Origin of the sequence: Catellatospora sp. NPDC049111 (assembly GCF_040648615.1) — a bacterium.
Taxonomy (GTDB): domain Bacteria; phylum Actinomycetota; class Actinomycetes; order Mycobacteriales; family Micromonosporaceae; genus Catellatospora; species Catellatospora aurea.
This window is the reverse complement of sequence record NZ_JBEZEB010000018.1, coordinates 31,162-52,097: the sequence shown is the minus strand read 5'-3', so window position 1 is coordinate 52,097 and position 20,936 is coordinate 31,162. Positions and strand designations below refer to the sequence as shown.

Annotated in this window: 7 protein-coding genes and 2 pseudogenes; 1 reads left to right on the top strand and 8 read right to left on the bottom strand. The window is 67.3% G+C overall.

Annotated elements, in window-relative coordinates:
• Positions 1-6: 6 nt before the first annotated feature.
• From AB0B66_RS23785 to AB0B66_RS23765, 5 genes and pseudogenes are all read right to left on the bottom strand, one after another.
• Positions 7-3,720: a phage resistance protein gene (locus AB0B66_RS23785; RefSeq protein ID WP_360533752.1), complete on the bottom strand. Its 3,714-nt coding sequence runs from the start codon at positions 3,718-3,720 to the stop codon at positions 7-9.
• Complete coding sequence (gene pglX, locus AB0B66_RS23780; protein WP_360533749.1) at positions 3,717-7,220, bottom strand: BREX-2 system adenine-specific DNA-methyltransferase PglX; 3,504 nt, start codon at positions 7,218-7,220, stop codon at positions 3,717-3,719. Before pglX ends, AB0B66_RS23785 begins: the two co-directional genes overlap by 4 nt.
• A complete protein-coding gene (pglW, locus tag AB0B66_RS23775) occupies positions 7,217-11,365 on the bottom strand; it encodes a BREX system serine/threonine kinase PglW (protein ID WP_360533746.1) in 4,149 nt (1,382 codons plus the stop codon). Before pglW ends, pglX begins: the two co-directional genes overlap by 4 nt.
• A gap of 359 nt (positions 11,366-11,724) precedes the next feature.
• Positions 11,725-12,410 (bottom strand): annotated as a pseudogene (locus AB0B66_RS23770) (IS6 family transposase).
• A 119-nt stretch (positions 12,411-12,529) separates the two neighbouring features.
• A complete protein-coding gene (locus AB0B66_RS23765) occupies positions 12,530-15,190 on the bottom strand; it encodes a DEAD/DEAH box helicase (RefSeq protein WP_360533743.1) in 2,661 nt (886 codons plus the stop codon).
• Between the two features lie 183 nt (positions 15,191-15,373).
• On the opposite strand from AB0B66_RS23765, the gene AB0B66_RS23760 reads away from it, so the two are divergent.
• Positions 15,374-18,802, top strand: a complete 3,429-nt coding sequence (locus AB0B66_RS23760; protein ID WP_360533740.1) for a helicase-related protein — start codon at positions 15,374-15,376, stop codon at positions 18,800-18,802.
• 19 nt (positions 18,803-18,821) lie between these two features.
• Here AB0B66_RS23760 and AB0B66_RS23755 read toward each other — a convergent pair.
• The 3 genes and pseudogenes from AB0B66_RS23755 to AB0B66_RS23745 form a co-directional block, all read right to left on the bottom strand.
• Positions 18,822-19,130, bottom strand: a pseudogene (locus AB0B66_RS23755) (DDE-type integrase/transposase/recombinase); the annotation flags it as partial.
• 27 nt (positions 19,131-19,157) lie between these two features.
• The gene (locus tag AB0B66_RS23750) at positions 19,158-19,898 is read right to left on the bottom strand and encodes a hypothetical protein (RefSeq protein WP_360533737.1); all 741 of its coding nucleotides are present in this window, start codon (positions 19,896-19,898) and stop codon (positions 19,158-19,160) included.
• Between the two features lie 215 nt (positions 19,899-20,113).
• Positions 20,114-20,737 carry an integrase core domain-containing protein gene (locus AB0B66_RS23745; RefSeq protein WP_360533734.1) on the bottom strand — a complete coding sequence of 208 codons (624 nt, stop codon included), beginning with the start codon at positions 20,735-20,737 and terminating at the stop codon, positions 20,114-20,116.
• Positions 20,738-20,936: the final 199 nt, after the last annotated feature.

Below are 20,936 nucleotides of genomic sequence, written 5' to 3'. Positions count from 1 at the left end.
CTGTGATCACGGCTGCAGCACTTCCCAGGTGATGCGGACCTTGCGGCCGGCGCTGACCTCGGCCTCGATCTTCCTGCGGACCTCGGCCAGTGAAGCCATGTCGGCCACGTCCTCGTAGGCAGTGCGGGGCTTGGGAATCGCCGGCGAAACGGAACCCGACTGCGGCGGGTCCTGGCCTTCCTGACCCGGCGGCGGCTGCACAGGCGGCTTCCCCGGCGGCAACTGCGAAGGCGGCTGCGGCGGCACGACCGCCAGCACCTTCGACGCTGCGGCCGCGACGTCACGCAGGCAGGTGGTCAGGTCGGCGGCGGGTGACTGGTCGAAGCCGGCGACACTGCGCAGCTTCTCCAGGATCTCCCGGGCCTGTTCTTCGCTGACGGCACGGGTCCCGACCGCCTCGAGCATCTCCCACGGCGCGGCCGCCAGCGCCTGCCTGACCTGGTCGGCAGAGCTCAGCGCCTTGCCGATGGTCTGGTCGTCGAGGTCGCCGAACCGGGTCGCCGCCACGAGCTCGATCAGCACGACGTCGTCGGACTCGGCGGCGACCTCGCGGGCGAACGCCGCCGCCTGCCGCGCGGTAGCCAGCCGGCCGGTCGCCTGATCCAGCTCCAAGCCGAGCAGTGGTGCGTGCCGCTCCAGGTGTGAGACGACCTCTGCCGCGGCGGGCGACCAGCGCCCGGCCTTGCCGCGCAGTTTCGCCGCCTCGCTCAGGTTTACCGGGATGCGGGTGACGGGTAGCACCTCACCGAAGATCGACTGGGCGCGCTGCACGGTCGCGGTCCATGCCTGCTCGCTGGGCATCGGCGGGTGGCGCAGCTCCAGTCGGTCGTTGATGTCGGCGATGGAGCGGACCTCGACCTTTCCGCCGTGCTGATACCAGGCGAGCTGCTGCTCGAGCGCGAACACCGCGATGATCGTGTTCTGCAGGTCGTGATCGAACCCTCGCGCCCCAGGCTTGTCGAGCAGTTCCCGCAGCACGTGCACAGGGAAGTGGTCGGTGTAGCCCTGGTGGCCGGCCTCCTGCAGCAGCTTGCGGCTCCACAGGCAGGTCGACATGGTCAGCACGTACCGGTTCTCGGCCAGCTCGCCCAATTCCAGGTGGTTGCAGATACGCTGCATCGTCCTGCGGTCGGCGGGTTCGACGTTGGTGCCCTTGGTGGCGTCAGCCGAGGCGAGCCGGGCGTAGTGCAGCACCTTCGCCAGTTCCGCCTTGGAGATCGGCTTCTCGTCGTCGGGCAGCTGGGGCTTGCCGGGGTATGCCCAGGCCAGCAGCTCGCCGGTGAGGTTGTCGAACGCCGTCTTCAGCGTGCCGCCACGGGGGTCCCCGATGTTCAAGGCCTCAGCGAGGGTGTGCAGCACCGGCACGGTGTCCTGCTCGACGTCAGAGGGCTGCGGTTTGGCCGCGCCGTAGGCCTGCTTCAGCGCCTCCACCAGCGACTGGCGCAGCTGCTGCTGGCGCTGTTGCAGGTAGACCTTGCCCTGCTGCCGGTCGGACAGCGACCAGTCCGCGGCCAGGGTCGAGATCCGGTCCTCGACCCCGCCCAGCAGGTAGTTCACCTTCGCAAGCTGGGCGACGCGGCCCATCATGTCGTCGCTGAGGAACAGCGGCAACCAGAACACGGTCCGCGACCCGCGCGGCAGGGTCTCGATGCGCGCCGCGTCGGAGTTGCGCCGATAGCCCGGATCGAACGGGTAGTCGATCACTATCCGCCAGGTGTCGGCCTGGTTGACCAGCGCGGACTCCGGCATCGTGTCCCTGTCGCGGACGTTGCCGAACTTGATCTGGATGAAGTGCCGCCGCCCGCGCCAGTCACGGGGGTGGGTCAGCTCGCCGAAGGAGCCGCTCGGGTCGGGCAGGCCCAGCTCGGCGCAGACCAGGTCGCGCATCAGCTCCTGCTGCATGCCGGTCGACGACGCGCCCAGCGGCGCCCGCTCCAGCAACTGGTCGTAGTCGACGGTGGACAGCTTCACCGAGAAGACCGGGTCGGGGCCTTCGCTGTAGTGCAGCTCGCCTGCGTCCGCGGCGAGCTGCTTGAGCCGGCCCACGACGATCTGCGCCTCGTATCCGGGGATCGGCGAGGTGATCGTGCCGAAGTTCAGCGCGTGCAGCTTCGCCGCGGTGAGGTTGGTCAGCGCCGGCACCTCCGGCACGACCGCGCCCAGCAGCAGCGTCTTGATCAGCCGGTCGTCGAGCTGAAACTGCTCGTGCTCGGCCGCCTGCGCTTCGGTGATGCCGTTGCGGGTCAGCAGCAGCGGCCTCAGTTTACTGAGGTAGGTGTCGCGGGCGGCCTGGAAACGTTGCTTGAGCTCGGCCCGGTCGGGCAGCCGGCCGTGCACGACGAGCGGCTCGAACAGCGCCGCGACGCCGATCAGGTCGTTGACCCGCAACGTGTCACGCCGGGCGACCAGCAGCTCGGTCATCACCTTCAGCGCGGTGCGCTCACGCTGCAGCGCCTGCGACAGCGCCACCAGCGTCGCCACCAGTGCCGGGGAGAACGGATACAGCTTGCGGAACGCCGCCGCGTCCGAACCGATGCCCGCGTCGCCGTACTGTGCGCCGAGCAGCAGCGTGTCCCATACCGCTCGGTTGCCCTTGACCGCCTCAAATGCGGCGTCGAGGACCCGCCGCCCGTCTTCGGCAAGCGGCTTGAGCAGCCGCTTCTCGGCGATCTCCGGCAGGTTGGTGTCGGCGAGCACGATCTCACCGAAGCGGCCCTGCACATGGACCATCACGTCACCGAGCGCCTGCCGCTCGGTGCCACCCACCTGCGGGCCGAGGAACTCCTCCAGGTTGCGCTGGCGCGCCACGAACGACACGATCGGCAGCGGCCGGGTGGCGTCGGACGACTCGACCAGCTTGTTGAGCTTGGCGCCCTCGGTGGTGACGAACGTGTGGTCTGCGATCTTCGTAGACAGCCACAGGATCAGCTCATCCAGGAACAGCACCATCAGGTCGTAGCCGAGTTCCTTGGCGTGCCGGGTGATGACCGCGAGCCCGGTGTCCAGGTCCAGGTATTGGCCGCCGTGCACCGCCCCGGAGAAGAACGTGCTGATCAGCGCGCCGACGAGCTTGTCGCGCCGCTCGTCGCCGGGCGGCGCGGCAGCGGCCGCGGCGTAGGTGTCAGCGGTCCATCCCACCGCCCGGGCCAGGTGGCCGGCGAGACCGCCACCACCGCCCGGTCCCGCGCCGGTGCCGGCCATGGCCGCGAAGAACTTGTCATCGCCGAGCTGGCCACGTAGCCGCGCCGCATCGGCCAGCAGCGCGTCGGAGCGGTGCACCGCCGGCACCGGGGCCTCCGGGTGCAGGCTGGAGACCTGCCGCAGGTATCCCTGCAGCACCGCCTGCTCGACCGAGGTCGCGTCGATCATGTGGAAGGTGAGGGTCAGCACCTTCCGGCCGGCCAGCCACCCGTCGGCCTTGTCGAGCGGGCCGCCGAGGTTGCGCACCTGCTGGCGCACCTCCGGGTTGTGCTTGAGGATCTCCCGCAGCACGGACATGAAATGCGACTTGCCGGAGCCGAACGAGCCGTGCAGGAACTTTGCCTGCGAATGCCCGGTGGTCGCGGCGTGCCCTATCGTGGCGAGCGCGTCAGCGAAGCTGTCGCGCAGCTGGTCGGTGACGACATACTTGCGCAGCTCGGCGGCGCGCGATGCGGTGACGACGAAATCGGCGTCCGAGACCGACTCCGGGATGTCGATCAGATCCCGCAGCAGCGTCATGGCAGTTCCAATCCACGTAGCCGCGTCAGCGCAGCCCGGTCGGCATCAAGGGTCGACAGCTCCGTGTCGATGAAGGTTGTGAAGAAGTCGGCCGGCGTGCCTGGGAACCCGGCCTTCGGCTCGGCGTGCCACTGGTGCAGCCAGGGCTCCAGCTCGGCCAAGCCCGCCAGTAGCGGCAGCAGCCGGTCCGCGGGCCACGCGGCCTGCGTCCTGCGGTCCAGGTAGACGGTGGCCAGGGCCTGGGCCTGCGCCAGGTGGTCCCACCCGGCCCAGCCGAGCAGCTCGCTGCCGTCACCGTCGCGGCCCATCCGGGGGTACGCGATGAAGCGCTCCTTCGGCACGTCGAGCTTGCCCCGCGCCCGCCAGTACGACGGCTTGGCGAAGTCACCCGACCCGTACTTGGGGGGCACGTCGATCACGACCGGCTCGCCGTCGTCCTCCAGGCGCTGCAGCTCCCAGGTGCGCTCCCACTGGGCGCGCTTACGCAGCCCGGACGGCTTGTAGCGGTCGACCGGCAGGAACGGCACCCACTCGTCGGCCAGCAGCTTGGTCAGCGCCTTCGTCAGGTCGTAGGCGTTCGAGCCGAGCCATAGCTCCAGCACATGCCGGAAGTCCTCGTCGTGAGCCACCCGATCGGCGATCTGCGCGACGCTCAACGGCACCGGCGTCGCACCCCAGATCGTGGTCGCTTCCAGCCGGTCCAGCAGCCAATCGCGCAGCGCAGCGCTCTGCATGGCGTCCCAGCCGTCAGTAGCCCAGCGCCGCTTGTGCTCCGGCTTCTCCAGCAGAGCGATGTTGCGATCAGCCTCAATCAGATCGATACGCCGCTGCACGAGCTGCCGATAGTCTGCTGGCCAGTGGTTAGGAATCTCCGCGATCGGGCTGGAGCCGTGACGCTCGAACCACTGGGTTTCCAGCTCACCCGCGGCCACCCGGCGCGCCAGCACGATCTCGAACGCGCGCTCCCCAAGGCTGATCTCCGGCGGGTACTCAATGGTCAGAGTGTCGTCGAGCAGCCCGTAAAGCCGGTAGACCTCCCAATCCAGCTCCTCTTGCGCCGCGATCATCAGGGCGCGGCAGCTCTCCCACGCCGCGCGAGCCTCGGCCAGCCGGGTTCTCGTCGGGACCCCGGTCGCCGCGACAGCGAGCGGGATCGACTTGGCCAGTTGATGGGCAAGTGCATCGAGTGCACGACCCCAGTCCAGCGGGCGGCCCTCGGGCAGGGGAAACTCCTGAACATTGGAGGCGTTGAAGGCATAGCGCTCCATCCAATCCTCTGGCTGGATACCCCGCCCCATGCCGCTGCCGCCTTTTGAGAAGCAGACCTGTTTTAGCCAAAAGTTGGCGGTCGACGAGTTCAGCATGCCCAACAACGCCAGATGGTCGTCCTCGCTTGCTTCCTCCGAAAGCTTGATCACCGGCGCGGTCTGTTTGAAGACCTTCCCGCCTCGGTCCAGCACGAAGTGGTTATGCGTCGCCACCTCCGCAAACGCGATCCACCATTCGTGCGTCCCTGGGTCGCGCGTAACTTGATGCCAGCCGTACCAGGGTCTTCCTTCCTCGAAGTATGTCTGCTTGCCGAAGGTGACACGGTTACCCATCACTGTCCGACTCGGCCAGAGCCAGCGGTAGTGCCCACCTTCGGTAAGTTTAAGTAACTTCAATTCGTCGTCGTATGGAAAGAAGGACCACGCACCATCACTACAGATCCAGTCACGAAGTTCATCACCCAATGCCAACCGACGGTTTAGCGAAAGATCTCCTGCCCGACGGGCCCAGGCTGCGGCGTCCGCCAACATGACGTCATCGGCGTTCGTCATACCGAACACGCCAACCCTCGACACAGTAGTTCCAAGCTCCGTTGGGCAATCTTCGAGCACCTCCATAAGATCCGAGGCACCGCCACCGGAGAGGCTCCAGGGGTGGGTGGCAAGTTGACCCCGAGGAAAGTCGGCTGAAGTTACCCACACAGACTCCGAGCCGGGAGCATCGATTTGATCGATGATTGCCCGCCAGACTAGGCCCGTGGCTGGATCGTCGGGAGCGCCGGGTTCCCCTCGTACACCAAGAATCGTGCGTAATGTCGATGCACGCTTCCACAGGTTGTTCCGTCCAATCATGATGACCGTGGGAGTGCCGTGACCTGGTATGTATGCCCCCGAGCTGTCGATGACCTCGCTCAGCTCAACCTGCTTGGCGAAGAACTCTTCGATCAGCTTCTTACCGAACTCGCGCTTCGTAAAGGAGTTCGAGGTGATCTGGCCGACCCAGCCGGAGCCGCGACCGTCGTGGTCACCGGGCCGCGCGAGCTCGAAGAATCGCTGCGCGAACGGAACCGTCAGCGCGTACTTTCCAGAGCACGCGTTGTAAAGACCGCGATAGAGTTCATTGAGGGCCTTGTCCCTGACGGTGATGTAGGGCGGATTGCCGACGACCACGGTGTACTGACCGGGCTTCAGGTACTCTGCGAGCTGTTGGGCGTCCTCCGTGACGTAGGCGAAAGCGGACCGCTGCTGCGCCAGCGCCAGCAGGTCGCCTTGTTTGCCCCGACCATCTGTGTGCCATTGCAGTAGCGAATCACCCGTAGCGACTCGCACCGCGAATGCGGGAGCACGCTCAAGCGACGATATCCCGCAGGCCTTAAGCGCCGCGATGAGCAAGCGGAACCGAGCGATCGCAACCGCGACCGGGTTGATATCCACCCCCGTGACCTGATCAAGGGCACGCTGGGTCCGTTCGCGGGCATCTGACCCAGGCTCGCGCTGCTGCCAAAGCATGCTCAACCGATGGAACGCGCCGAGCAGGAAGTGTCCGGATCCGCATGCCGGGTCGATGACCTTGGTCTCGGCCAGGCCGAACTCCTGCAACGCAGGCACCAATGTGCGGTCAAGGACAAACTCCTGAATAAAGATCGGGGTCTGGCATAGCGCGTATGTTTTCCTGGCGTGTTCGGACAGGTCCTCGTATAGGTCGCCGAGGAAACGGGTGTCCAGCTGCGGTTCGCGCAGCGACACCCGACCGGCGCCCTTGCGGAAGAAGTCGGCGAGGGCCTCGGCCGCGTCGGCGGACGGCTCGAATCGCCATACCGGATTGTGGTCGTCAAAGATCTTTTCCGCGACACGTAGGCTCTTCAGGTAGCCGAACGCTTCCCGCAGCCAGTGCCGGTCGTTGTGGGTGGTGCCGGTCAGGAACGCCTGGCGGCGCTGGTAGGCGTACTCCACCGACGCGTGCGGCTCGGGGCCGCCCAGCCACAGCCCGTTAACGAGCTCGTTGTCCTCGCAGAAGCGCACGAAGATGCAGCCGAGCACCCAAGCGACGGCCGCCTGGTCGAGCACGTCTTCCAGCCAGGTCTCGAACGTGCCGCCGACCCGCTTGGCCGCCTTAGCTTCGCCGTACTCCTTCTCGAGCTTTGGCAGAAGGCCGACCGTCACGGGAACCTGCGTGCGCAAGTCGTCGACGAGCCGCCTGACCTGGCTCTGCAACGCCTTGAGCTCGATCATGGGCGGGCTGCCCTCTCTGCGGCGGCGGTGCGGTCCAGCCAGCTGTCGGGCAGGTGCAGCGCCTGGCTCTCGCGGGAGATCAGCGGCAGCGGCACATCGTCGAGCAGCGGTTGCTCGGGACGCCGGTAGGGGGTGAGCAGGAGGCGTGCCGCAGGGCGCGTGCGGCTCGTGTCGGCCAGCTTGCGTAGCAGGCCCATCTCGTCGTATCGCGCCAGCGGCGACGCCTCAGTGATCAGCACGGGGCCAGATGCGGCGTCGACCGCGGCCTCGACCGCACGAAGGACGTCGTGCTGCACCAGGCCTCGCAGGGCCTGGAAGTCGGGGCTCCTGGGCTCCTGCGCATCCGCGGAGACGATCAGTTCCCACGGTGCGCCGGAGGCACGCAGCGTCGCCAGCAGGATCGCGGTGACGTCGACCTCGGCCAGCGGGTAGCGGCTCAGCAGCCGCTCCCGGGCGTCGCGCACGCGCCGGAACGACGCGAGCACAACCAGGAAGCCGTTGCGGTCGACGGTCTCGGCGAGCCTGGCGTCGACCGCCGACTCCGCGCCCGGCCCGCCGGCCACCGGCACGGTGGTCAGGATGCGGGTGGCGGTGAAGCTGTTCTGTGTCGGCGGCCCATAGACGCGCTGCGTCGCGTCCCAGCGCAGGAGCACGCCGCACTCGCGCAGCAGGTCGTCCAGCGCCGGTCGGTCGGGCAGCGCCTCGGCGCGGGGGAAACGTGAGCTGACCCGGCTGCGCAACTTCTCCTGGGAGAACTGGCCGATGAGGCTGCCCGCGGACAGGCGCACGGCCTGGGCGGCGGGCATGCCGACGGGATAGAGCTGCCCGGCGGCATTGACGGCCGCGCGGTCGTTGCTGGCCGCGACGGCCAGCTGCACCAGCCGCGCCTCGCTCAGCACGGGCATGCCGCCGGGCGGCACGATCTGGCGCAGCTCCTCGGCCGTGCGCTGACGGGTCGGCAAAGGCTGGGCGGCGGCGAGCTCGGTGGCCCGCATGCCCAGCTCGATCGCATACTTCAGCAGGTCGTCGGCGGTGATCGTGGCGTCCGGGTCGTCGGGCTCCCGCCCGACGAGCACGCTGTCCGAGCCCCGCAACCGGCGGATCGCGACCCGCGCATCGCCGCCCCGGCTGAGCTCGGCCTCGACCGCGGCGCGGACGACGCCGATTGCCTGGGCCGTGCGCTGCGGCTCCGGGGAGTACGAACCGCGGTCGGCGATCAGGGCTTCGGCCAGCTCCGCTGCCGACAGCACCGCACCGCGAGTGTCCAGCAGCGCGACGACCTCATCGCGTACGGCTGTCAGCGCCGGATTGGCAAGCCACTGCGGCGCGCTCTTTCGCAGCCAGATCGACAACTGAGGCTGGCTCTGCCCGGTGCCGCGGGCAGCCTCGCTCTGGGCCGGCCAGCGCAAGTAGGAGCCCGCGGCCTCCGGCGTCTGCCCCAGCAACACCGCCAGCGCGTCACGCTCGGCGCGGTTGCGGCTGGTCGGGTCGGGCAGCAGCGTGGCCGCGACGGATTCGATGCCCCGGGCGACGTGCTGCTCGTCCTCCGCGGCAGGCGCGACCGGCTGCATGATCGTCCGCAGGGCACGCGCCTGCGCGAGGATCTCCTTGCGGGTGGCGTCGGGCACGCCCTTGGCGCGGGTGAGCGCTGACGGTTCGTAGTCGAGCAGCTCACTGACGCTGTGCACGCCCAGCCGGTTGAGGGCAGACCGGGCGCGGTCGGTGAGCCCGAGACCGTCGATGGGTGATTCGCGGGTCAGGTTCGCAGCCAGCGGCACGTCGACGGCGGATGTGCCAGCCTCGGGGATGTCCTTGAAGATGACGCGCCAGGCATCGGTCATCTTCTCGACGGTGTCGAACCTGGCCGGGGCGTCACGGGCCAGCGCCTTGGCAAAGAAGGCGACCAGCCGGTCTGCGATCCGGTCGGGGAACACGGACGGGTCGAGGGTGACCTCGTCACGCACCACGACCGGATTGGCACCGTCACCCCAGCGCGGCAGTTTGCCGGTGGCCATCTCATACAGCGTCACCGCGGCGGCGAACCACTCGGCCGCCGGGTCGTAGCGCTGTCGCCGCGGCGGCCCGAGGAACGGGTCTAGATAGCCGGGCGTGCCCGCCAGCAGCTGATCCACCGGCGTCGCCGCCAGCGAGAAGTCGAAGACGCACAGGTGCAGCTGCTTGTCCTTGGGGCGGGGTCGGGCGGCAAGATTGGCCGGCTTCAGGTCGCGGTGTGCCACACCCTGCGCATCAAGGAACGCCAGGATGTCCAGCAGGTCGCGGCCGTATCTCTCCAGCAAGTCGAGGGCCAGGGGGCCTCGCTCGAGATCCTGCGCGAGGGTCTGCTCACCCGCGCTCTCCAGCAGCAGCGCGGTGCGCCCGCCGACCGTCAGATCGCCGTCGACCAGGGCCGCCACCTGCCAGTGGTTGAGGCCCGCCAGCACCCGACCCTCCTGGCGCAGACGCTCACCATGCCGCTCGTCCTTGGCGACCTTGAGGACCAGCTCGCGTTTGCTGTCACCGGCACGGACGAGCAGCGCCTTCGCGGTGGCACCGGAGCCGAGCGGCCTGATGACGACAAGCTCGCCGTCGAGCTCGTCACCCTTCTTGGCCTCAAGGGGGTCAAGCCGCTGCACCGGCTCCGGGGCGGTCAGCTCGTCCCAGACCGCTTCGACGCCGGCTCGGAACCTAGCCACGCTGGGGATACGCGCGGCAGGATCGCCACGTGTCGCGTCGTAGACCAGGTCCACGAGCGTCGCCGGCACACCGTCGACGCCGCCGGCGAGGTTAAGGCCCCCGGCGCGGACGAGCATGAGCAGCTCCTCGCCCGTGGCGGCCGGCGCCGCGCCGGCGAAGACGCGGTAGGCGATGACGCCAAGGGAGAAGACATCGAGCGCCGATCCAGGGGCGTCAGACCGCACGAACGCCTCCGGCGCCTGGTAGCGGCGCGCCTCGTCGTCGTAGAAGAGCTCCAGCCCGGCGGGATCGCTCGACGATCCGTGACGGGTGAGCTGGGTGGCGCTGGCCAGTCGGCCGCCGGTCTGCCAGTCAGTCACCACGAGCTGCGGGCGGGACCTGTCCGGGTCCTTGACGAAAATGGTCTTGGGGTGCAGCGAACGGTGCACCAGGCGGCGCGCGTGGGCGTACTCGACGATCTCCGCAAGGTCCTGGACCAGGGTCAGCCGCTGGGCGAGTGTGAGCTTGTCACCGCGCTGGGTCAGCCAGTGGTCCAACCGGACCCAGTTCTCGTCGTGCTCGAACACGACGGCCGGCCCCCAGGGATGGTCGACGAGGTCGAGCGCCGCGGCGATGCCGTCGTGCCGCATGCCCTGCAGCAGCCGGAACTCGCGGTCGGCGGCGCGCAGGATTACCGGCACCTCGTCGGCCTCGGCGCGGCTGGTGAGGTAGAAGCGCACCCGGCGCACGATCGCGGTGTCTGCCGTGTGGCCGCCGAGGAAGTCCTGCCAGCCCACCCCTTCGGCGAGTGGTCGCGGGTGCAGCAGCAGGCTGCCCAGCTTCCGGTCCGCCACGGAGGGCCGGATCTTCGCGCCGCGCACCAGATCGACGATCTCCCTGCCGCGGGCGGGGTCCACGAGGTCACGCACGTCGCGGGGGCGGCCGAGGAGCAGTTGCTTGAGACTGGGCAGGCCGGACCCCTGGCCGTCGAGGCCGTACACGGACTGGCGGCCGACTTCATCCAATCTCGATCGCATGTTGCGGGCGTGCAGAAACACGGCCGCGCGGACGAAGGGCACCGATGCCTTGCGGTCTTGCTGCTTGGCGTAGTGCTGCATCAGGCTCGACAGGCGCTTGGCCTTGCGATTGGCCAGGACGTAGGGGTTGTCCCAAGGCTCAAGACGGCCGTTGCCTACGCGCCGCACCCACTGAGTGCCGTCGCCGGAAACCTCGCCCTGCCAGTGCTTGAGCTCAAGCACATACAGACCGTTCTCCGTGAGGACCAGGGCGTCCACTTCGTTGATCGTGCCGTCGGTACCGACAAACTCGACGTTGGCCCATACGTGGAACGGATCCGCATCAGGAAGGTACGAGGCGAGTTCACGCAGGCCTTCTCGCTCATGAAGAAACCCGCTGGGATTGATCTGTTCCCAGCGGGGAGAATCCTCGCGAATGGCGCCCACCCCCGACATTGCGTGTTGAAGGCATCATCGTGGGTTAACCAGCATGGTCCAATCAAGATCTACCCGTCCCGTGAGGGCGACGTGACGGGTGACGGGCATCACCACAAGAGCTTAGCCGTACTCATCCCAACGTCCGATGTGGATGTTTGCGCAACTGAGGACAATCCGAGCGCACCGCAGCCACCTCCAGCGGCGTCCCGGGGCAATGCGTCGCCATGGCGTGACAGAACGTACCGGCGGTCGCGCCGGCCGGTGATCCAGCCGCACCGTCCGGTCTACAGCGGCCTGGATTCGGGCGGCAGGTAGGTGATGGGCGCTGTTGCGTTCGCGGATGGTCGGGCGTGGTGAAGCTCCGGCTCGGAGCCGGGTCAGATTGCCTTGGCGAGTTCGGCGAATGCCGCGGCGGCCGCTGGGCGGGTGGGGTGTCGATCGCGAGTTCGTAGTGTCCGCGGCGTAGGTTCTGCATGAAGGCGTGTCCAGCGATGACCACTTTCGCAGTCCTGTCGGTCTGCAGCCCGCGCATCGGTCTCAACCGGTGTTTGAGCTGGCTGTGATCGGCCTCGATCGGGTTGTTCGCGTAGCGTTCGACATGAACGCCACACCCGCGGAAGTAGCTCCTCGATCACAGCCGGGTACACCACCGCGGCATCGGTCACTACCTCGATCGGCGTCACCTTCAACGTCGACAGGGCCCGGCGGAAGAACCTGCGGGCCGCGTCGGCGTCGCGGCGGGCGGACACGAGCACGTCGATGACCTGTCCGTGCTGGTCGACGGCCCGGTAGACCTAGCGCCACACCCCGCTGACCTTGACGTAGGTCTCGTCGACGAACCACCGGTCACCCGGCGAGTGCCGGCAAAACCGCGCCGCATCGGCGAGAGGCGGGGTAAACCGCTGCACCCACCGGAACACGGTGACGTGACCTCGACCCCGCGCTCGACCAGCAGCTCCTCGACATCGCGGTACGACAGGTTGAACCGCAGGTACCAGCGCACGGCGACCACGATCACCTCCGGCGGAAACCGTAACCCCGCGAACGCCGTCTTCGCGGGCAACACCGGACGGACGCGGGGCGACGACTTCACCGCTCGAGTGTGGCTCGACCATGCCAAGGCTCAACGCAACGGACCCGGTTGACGAGTACCTGGAGGTGACCGGTCCGTGGTTGGGAGGGTCAGGTCTCAACAGTGGTGAGTCCCATGAGGCGTTGGCGTTCGGCGGCGACGACCTCTCGGACGAGTTCGGCTTCCGACAGATCCACCGCCTCCGGAGCGGAGTCGGCCATGTCACTGACCCGGGCGAAGTCGGCGAAGATCTGCTTCTTCCTAGCCAGCAGTTCGGTGATCCGTTGATCGACGCTGTCTTCGGACAGCAGCCGGTGGACCTGCACCGACTGCACCTGCCCCATCCGGTGTGCCCGGGCGATCGCCTGGGCTTCGGTGGTGGGCTTGAGCTGCGGTTCGCAGATGATGACGACGGATGCGGACTGGATGTTGAGCCCGACGCCGCCGGCGATGATCTGGGCGACGAGAACGGCGCCGTGCTTCGCCCTCGAGAACTGGTCCACCATCTCCTGGCGTTGGTTCGCCGGCACGGACCCCGTCAGCGGCCCGAACACCCGGCCTGGCAGTGACCTGGCAACGAGGTCCAGTACTTGCCTGAAGTGGGAGAAGACGATGACTCGCCGCTCATTCTCCTCCGCTTCGCGGACGATGTCGACCAGCCGTCGCAGTTTTTCGGACTGGGGTCCTTGGAGCATCGCCGCTTGGCGCATCTCCATGAAGTTGCCTCGTTCGACGGCCGCCCGGTAGCCGGACATGTCCGCCGCAGATAAGGGCAGCCAGTCGTTGACCTCGATGAGCTCTGGGAGTTCGGCGAGCACGTCCTCCTGGTTCCGGCGGAGGTATGCAGGCGCGATCTGCCGCCGGAACGTCCGCGGTGAAAGGTCCGTGGCGCTGACGGTGAGGTCCGGACGCACATAGGACGCCAGGTTGCGGAACTCGTCGACCCGGTTCTCCAACGGCGTACCGGTGAGGAGGATCGCGCGGTCCGAGCGGGTGATGAGGTCGTGGGTCCTAATCGTCCGCTGTGCGTGCGGGTTCTTGATGTAGTGGGCTTCATCGACCACGACGCACGGCAGATCGTGCAGCTTCTTCAGGGCCGGCTCCCACCACGCCAGGGTCTCGTATGTTGTTACGGCGACGCCCCCGTCGCGTGCCCAGGTCCGGGCTGCGCGGTCGCGCTCCGGTCCGTGGACCCGGTGTGCTCGCAGCTTCGACTTGCTGGTCACCTCGCGGATCCAGTTGGTCACGACTGCGGCCGGGCACACCACCAGGAAGTGGGTCTCGCCTCGGGTGCGCAGGTGCGCCAGGACGGCGATGGCCTCAATGGTCTTGCCGAGGCCCATCTCGTCCCCGATGATGACCTTGCGCTGTACGAGGGCGAAGCGGGCGGCGAAGCTCTGGTATCCGCGCAACGACGCGGTGAGGTGTTCGCCGCTGAGCGCTTGGTCGCGTACCGCCGCGATGATCTCCTCCGGGAGGTCTCCGTGTACGGCGTTCTCGTCCTCGATGATGAAACCGAGTTCGGAGAGCATGGCGAAGTAGTCGGCGGGTCGGAGGAGGAAGTCCTGCCACGGGTCCGTGCCGGTGCTTCTCGGTCCGGCTGCGGCCGATCCGGCGAGCAGTTCTGCCCGCCGTTTGACGATCTGGATGCTCTCACGCAGTCCGGTGGCTTGGAGCGTCCTGGTCGGAATGACGAGGAGGTGGCTCGTCTTGGCGCTGATGGCTGTCCGCAGGGGTGCGAGTTCGGCCGCGCGTTCGATGTCTGCTGACGCGCCTCGGGTCTGACGGCACGAGTCCCATTCGGCGAGGGTGCCCAGCAGGTGGGTGGTCTCCGGGTGCCGATTCTTGATGTCGATGCGGACGGGCATCTCGTCGTACGTCGTCTGCCAGAGCGCTTGCGCCGCCGCGTACATGCGCCGTGCCGAGGTTTCCCCGACGCCGGGAAGCGACTGCAGTGACATGCCCCAGTCCAGCACCTCCTGCACGGTGCTGATGCGCGCCTCGGAGAGGGCGGTCAGTCGGAGGCGGTCGCGGGTGGCCGCCTTCAACCCATCCACAGGCATCTGCAGGAGGATCCGCTGAACCTCCGCACGTCGAACCTTGTCGCCCGCGTCGCGCGCGGCCGAGCGGTACGAGTCTTCGCTGGTGAGGACCTTGTCGATCGCGACGAGCGCCTCGGGCAGGCCGCCGAAGACCGACCGGTCCAGGATCTCGGGCTTCGGGCCGGTCCGTGCGGCGACGAGGTCGAAGCGGAGGACCGGGTCGAGCAGCGCCTCGAACCTCAGCCGTACCGGGTCGACGGTTTCGGGGAGAACACCGAGCTGCTCCAGTCGTCTGGGTCCGCCAGCTGCGGTGACCGCGGTGTGCTGGCGGTGCAGGAACTCAGCCGCAGCCTGCGCCGGCTGCTTCTTTGCCGGTCCGGTGAGGAAGCGGCGGATGCCGAGCACGGCGCGGACGGCGTCGATGGCGCGTGGTACGTCCTCTGCGAGCAACCTCAGCAGGGCCCGATCTTCGGCAGTCGCTACGGGGAGGTTCGCGCGCTGCCAGAGGTCCCTGACGACAACCGTGTCGCCCATTTCGAGCGGAGTCGTGAGCCATGCCGTCTGGCCGGCCCGGCGTAGCTCGACGCTGCGCGTACGCAGAACTCGTTCGCCGCTGCCGGCTGAGTCCTGTACGGCCTGGCGCCGGGCCTGCACGTCCGCGGCTCGTTTGCCCCACTGCTTGAAGTCCGCGACGAGGCGATGGATCTGCTCACGCTCTGTCTTGTTCATGCATCGCTCATGCTCGTGCCTCGCTGCGGGTTTCGGGGGGCTAACGGAGAGTAGGGTAGAGCAACCGCGAACGGACACGAAACTTCAGGACAGCGCTCGGTCAGCTATGGCACGCACTGGTGCGGCCGTGCCGATGCAGTGGTCGTCAGTAAGCTCTGCACACTGTCGATCTGGAGGTAGTCGGTGAGGCTTGAGGATCTCTCGTCCGGGGTGCGGGTGGCGGGGGTGGTGGCCGGCGAGGTCGTTTCGGTGATCGCCGCGCAGTGGCACGGGTCCGACGCTCTGGAACTTACGTACAAGACCCTCGACGGGGGACTGCGCCAGCAGGTGGTCTTCCGGGCAGACGAGGCCAAGCTGAATCTCTCCGACGCGGGCAGCCGGCCGTTCGACGCCGATGGCCAGGAGTTCCGGCTGATCGCCGAGGCGCAGCGGATCTCCTTGGCTGGGCTGTTCGATCCGATGCTGGCGGTGGCGACCAGCGACGTGCGGCCGCTGCCCCACCAGATCCAGGCTGTGTACGGCGAGATGCTCGACCGCACGCCGCTGCGGTTCCTTCTCGCGGATGACCCCGGCGCGGGCAAGACGATCATGGCGGGCCTGTATGTCAAGGAGCTCCTGCTCCGTGACGACGTGAAGCGCTGCCTGATCGTGGCCCCCGGCGGACTGGTGGACCAGTGGCAGGACGAGCTCTTCTTCAAATTCGGCCTGCGGTTCGACATCCTCACCACAGCCATGGTCGACGCCGCGCATGGGGCGAGCGTCTTCGACCGGTTTCCGCTGCTCATCGCGCGGATGGACCAGCTCGCGCGCAACGAGGCCCTGGCCGCGCAGCTCGACGACGCCGAGTTCGACCTGGTCGTCGTCGACGAGGCCCACCGGATGGGCGCGCACTACTTCGGCGGCAAGCTGAACAAGACCCGGCGCTTTCAGCTCGGCGAGAGGCTGCGCGACCGCACCCGGCACCTGCTGCTGATGACTGCCACCCCGCACGCGGGCAAGCAGGAGGACTTCCAGCTCTTCCTCACGCTGCTCGACCGCGATCGCTTCGAGGGAAAGTTCCGTGCGGGCGTACACAACGCGGACACCACCGGCCTCATGCGCCGAATGGTGAAGGAAGACCTGCTCACCTTCGAGGGTAGGCCGCTCTTTCCCGAACGCATCGCCCAGACCGTGCCGTACCTGCTCACCGAAGGCGAGCAGGACCTCTACGAGCGCGTCACCGAGTACGTCCGCGAGGGAATGAACCGTGCCGCGCGGCTGGACGACAAGCGCCGCAACACCGTGGGGTTCGCGCTCACGGTGCTCCAGCGGCGCCTGGCCTCCAGCCCCGAGGCGATCTACCAGTCGCTGGTCCGGCGCTCCGAGCGGCTCAAACGCCATCGGGATGACCTGATCAACGGCCGCGGTGTCGCCGACGAGCCGGCCCTGGTCGACCCGAGCGCCTGGGAAGACGACGAGCACAGCGCCGAAGAGGTCGAGCAGGTCGAGGAGGAGCTGCTGGACGCGGCCACAGCGGCCCGCACCATCGAGGAGCTCAACGCGGAGCTGGCCGACCTCGACCAGCTCATCCACCTCGCCCGCCGGGTTCGCAACCTCGACACCGACCGCAAGTGGGTCGAGCTGCGCAAGATCCTGGAAGACAACGACCTCGTCCACCCCGACGCCGAGAAGCTCCGCAAGCTGATCATCTTCACCGAGCACCGCGACACCCTCTACTACCTGGCCCGCAAGATCGGCTCGCTCTTCGGCAAGCCCGCCGCGGTGCAGGCCATTCACGGCGGTGTACGCCGCGCGGACCGGCGCGCCATCACGGAGGAGTTCACCAAAAATCCGGCGTGCCAGGTGCTCCTCGCCACCGACGCGGCCGGTGAAGGGCTCAACCTGCAGGCCGCCCACCTGATGGTCAACTACGACCTTCCGTGGAACCCCAACCGTATCGAGCAGCGCTTCGGCCGCATCCACCGCATCGGGCAGACCGAGGTGTGCCGCCTGTGGAACCTCGTGGCCGCCAACACCCGCGAGGGTGAGGTGTTCACCCGGCTGCTGCATAAGGTCGAGGAGCAGCGTAAAGCCTACGGCGGAAAGGTCTTCGACGTCCTAGGGCTCGCCTTCGACGACACGCCGCTGCGGGACCTGCTGATCGAGGCCATCCGGTACGGCGACCTCCCAGAGACCAGAGCCAAGATGGAGCAGGTCATCGACCACTCGGTCGCTCACGGGCTCAAAGAGCTCCTCGAGGAACGCGCACTCGCCCACGACGCCATGTCGGACGCCGACCTGGCGGACATGCAGCGGCTCATGGAGGAAGCCCGCGCCCGCAGGTTGCAGCCGCACTACATCGAATGGGCCTTCCGCCTCGCCTTCCAGCGCCTCGGCGGCCGGCTCGCCAGACGCGAGCGCGGCCGGTACGAGATCACCCACGTCCCCGCGACCGTCCGCGCCGTCACCAAGCACGGCCCGGTCGCCACCCGCTACGAGCGGGTAACGTTCGAGCTGGACCGCATAGACATCGACGACAAGCCGCGTGCCGACCTGATCGCCCCTGGGCATCCGATCCACGACGCGGTCGCCGAACTCACCATCACCCAGCTCCGACCAACGCTCGATCGCGGCACCGTTCTGGTCTCCCCGGAGATCGAGGAGCCGACCTTGCTGGTCGGTGTCGTGGAGGAGGTTGTCGACGGCACCGGGGAGTCGATCGCCCGGCGTTTCGGCTACGCCTATGTCGATGCCACCGGCCGTGTTAAGCCTGCAGGCCCTGCACCGTACCTTGACTGCGTGGTCGCCCCGCGTGCCCCGGCCGTGGTCGCAGCCACGAAGCTTGCGTGGCTCGCTGAGGCCGAGTCCCAGGCCCGGACATGGATCATCGGGCACCAGCTCAAGGAGTACCTCGCTGAGGTCGCGCCCCGGCGGCTCGCGGAGCTCCAGCGGACCAGGACGCGAGTCGACCAGCGGCTCGCCGACGAGTCGAACCGCCTCTTCGGTGAGGCGACCGCGGCGCAAGAGAAGGAACGGTTCGGCGCCAAGCCGAAGGAGAGTTCCGACAGTCTTGTGCGCAAGGCGCATGACTTACAGGCACGCCGGGAGAGCCGCCTGGCGCTGTTGGACCGGCAGGCCCAGCTGGCCACCAATCCGCCGCGCATCATGACCGCCGTGCTCGTGCTGCCGCTTGCCATGGTCGAGGCCGAGATCGGATCGGACGCTCCGATCAAGGCCAAGGAGACCAAGGCCGTGGAGCGGCGCGGCGTGGAGCTGGTGCTCACTGTGGAGCGTGCTCTTGGGCGCAAGCCGCGGGAGCAGGCCTTCAACAACCCGGGCTACGACGTTCTGTCCATCCCCGCCGACGGTGGCCCTTCGATCCGCATCGAGGTCAAGGCTCGTATGGAAGGAGCTGAGGACTTCTACGTCAGCCACAACGAGATCGTCACCGGCAAGAACACCGTTCCCTGCTACCGGCTGGCTCTGGTGACAGTCAGCGAGGCCGGTCCCGAGCACGACCAGGTCCGGTACGTCGCCGACCCGTTCTCCGGCGTTGACTTCGGGGACCTCGCTGCGACCGGCATCCGCGCCAGTTGGTCGAGGACCTGGGCTGCGGGTACGGCGCCCTTTTGAGCTATGGAGCTGGTCTCGGTCACTCGCCAGCCGGAGGGGAGCGGTGCCGACGACGCTGTTGCGTTCGCGGATCGCTGGGCATGGTGAAGGTGTGGTCGGCGCCGGGACAGATGGCCTTGGCCAGTTCGGCGAACGCCACAGCGACCCGCCGGGCGGGCGGGGTGTCGATCGTGATCTCGTAGTGTCCGCGGCGCAGGTTCTGCATGAACGCATGTCCAGCGATGATCACTTGCGCAGTCCTGTCGATTTGGAGGCCGCGCATCGGTCGCAGCCAGTGTTTGAGCTGGCTGTGGTCGGCCTCCATCGGGTAGTTCGCGTAGCGTTCGACATGGTGCCACGCCTGCGTACAAGATCGTTACAGAGGATTCTGGGCACGGTACAGCTTTGCGCTACGTCCGGCGTCAACCAGCGCTCGGTGTGCCTGAAGGAGTGAGTCAGCGAGGGCGACGAGCCCGGTTCTCTCTTGGTGGAAGTCTTTGTAAGAAGGAAACCGGTCCTCGTCAAGGAAGCTAACCTCTTCGCGAGGATCCTTCTTGAACGTTCGAAGGGCGATGGCGGACATGAAGTTGTTGCAGGTTGTCTCGAGTACCTTTCTGGCATCGTCGACGGCTTGGTCATCGAAGTACGTGTTGAGCGACCAGTGATAGCGGAATTCATCAAGCGGGCGGAGTTTGTGCCACTCCCATGAACTGCCAGTAAACCACTTTGCGAGGTAGTCAATTGTTACACCGGTCGGGGGCAGCTCAGCAAGAAAGCGACCATATAGTTCGATGTCGTGTTCAGTGGGCTCCGCCGCCAAGGCTGCAAGTGCCTTTTCTGCGGTAGACAGCTTGAGCGACAGATCTGCGAGCTCCTGCCGGTTACCGGAACTCGAGGCCTCCGCCGCCGCCAGTTTGCGGTATAGGTACACGATCCAAACAATTTGCGACAGCACTACTGCTACGCTTCCCCAGAACATTTCGGTAGCGTGTGTCGTGTTCCAGCGAACGAAAGCGTCTGATCGTAGATACGAGAGTGCGCCGACAAGGTCAGACGCGTAGGCTACGGCCGCCAGGACTACGGCGCCGCCAAGACCGACAATGGCCCGGAGATTCACCGTGCAAGGCTACCGTCACGAGAGGATCTCTGTGTGGCCGCATAGGCCCGGTGATTGGGGGATCAAAGAGGGTAGAGGGGGACGCGCTGGTCCCCAGTCGGAATGGTTTCCTCGCGTGTGGGCCAACGGGCCCGCCTAGAGCAGTTTCAAGGTCGCGAGCAGACTATCGTGACACGACTGTGATCTTGGCCCTCTTGCTGAGAGGAGTGGAGTTCTCACGCTTCGAATCCCCAGAAGAAGGCCACTGATGTCAATGTCCCATGCCCAACTCCTGCCGCGGTCCCCGGCTGCCCGCACCCGAAGGGCTGACCTCGTTGATGCAGGTCCTGGGCCTGTAGGGGCTCATTATTCCGATGTGGCGGTACCTGCGGCTTCGTGATGATCTGTGCGGCTCGTTCGTACTCATTGATGAGCCCGCCAAGGATCGGTTTCCGGCGTATCCGCCGCTGCCCGGCAAGATCGATGACGGTGGCCAGCGGGCGTGGCGGTGACAGATTCAGGGCCCGGTGCGGGCGGCTGTGGTTGTAGTGCTTCACGTACTCGGTCAGGACATGGCGAAGATGGCGTTCCCCGAAGATGAGCATCCGGTCGGTGAGTTCGCTGCGCAGCGTTCTCACCCACCGCTCCGCGAAGGCGTTGGCCCGCGGGCACCGCGGCGGAGTCTTGATCACTTCGATACCGGCGCCGGCGAAGACCACGTCAAACACGTCGGTGAACTGGCCGCCGCGGTCGCGGACGAGGAACCTGCAACGGTCCACGCGCTCGCCGAGGTCCATCAGGAGGTTACGGGTAGCCTGCACGGTCCAGAACCCGTCGGGGTTGCTGGTCGTATCGAGCACGTGGACGTGCGACTGCCGAGCTCGATCGCGAAGAACACGTACACACGCCCGAGGGTGACCGCACAGTCCAAATTCAGGAAGTCGCAGGCCAGCATCGTGTACGCATGGGTGGCAAGGAACCGCCGCCACGTGGCCTGCGACCGCTGCGGCGCAGCCGGCATGCTCAATGGCGCAGCAGCCGCTGGATCGTGGCGCAGCT

Excerpts from the sequence above, each read along its gene's own strand:
- AB0B66_RS23785 (WP_360533752.1), bottom strand. The coding sequence starts at position 3,720 with ATGACGCTGCTGCGGGATCTGATCGACATCCCGGAGTCGGTCTCGGAC.
- pglX (WP_360533749.1), bottom strand. The coding sequence starts at position 7,220 with ATGATCGAGCTCAAGGCGTTGCAGAGCCAGGTCAGGCGGCTCGTCGAC.
- pglW (WP_360533746.1), bottom strand. The coding sequence starts at position 11,365 with ATGTCGGGGGTGGGCGCCATTCGCGAGGATTCTCCCCGCTGGGAACAG.
- AB0B66_RS23765 (WP_360533743.1), bottom strand. The coding sequence starts at position 15,190 with ATGAACAAGACAGAGCGTGAGCAGATCCATCGCCTCGTCGCGGACTTC.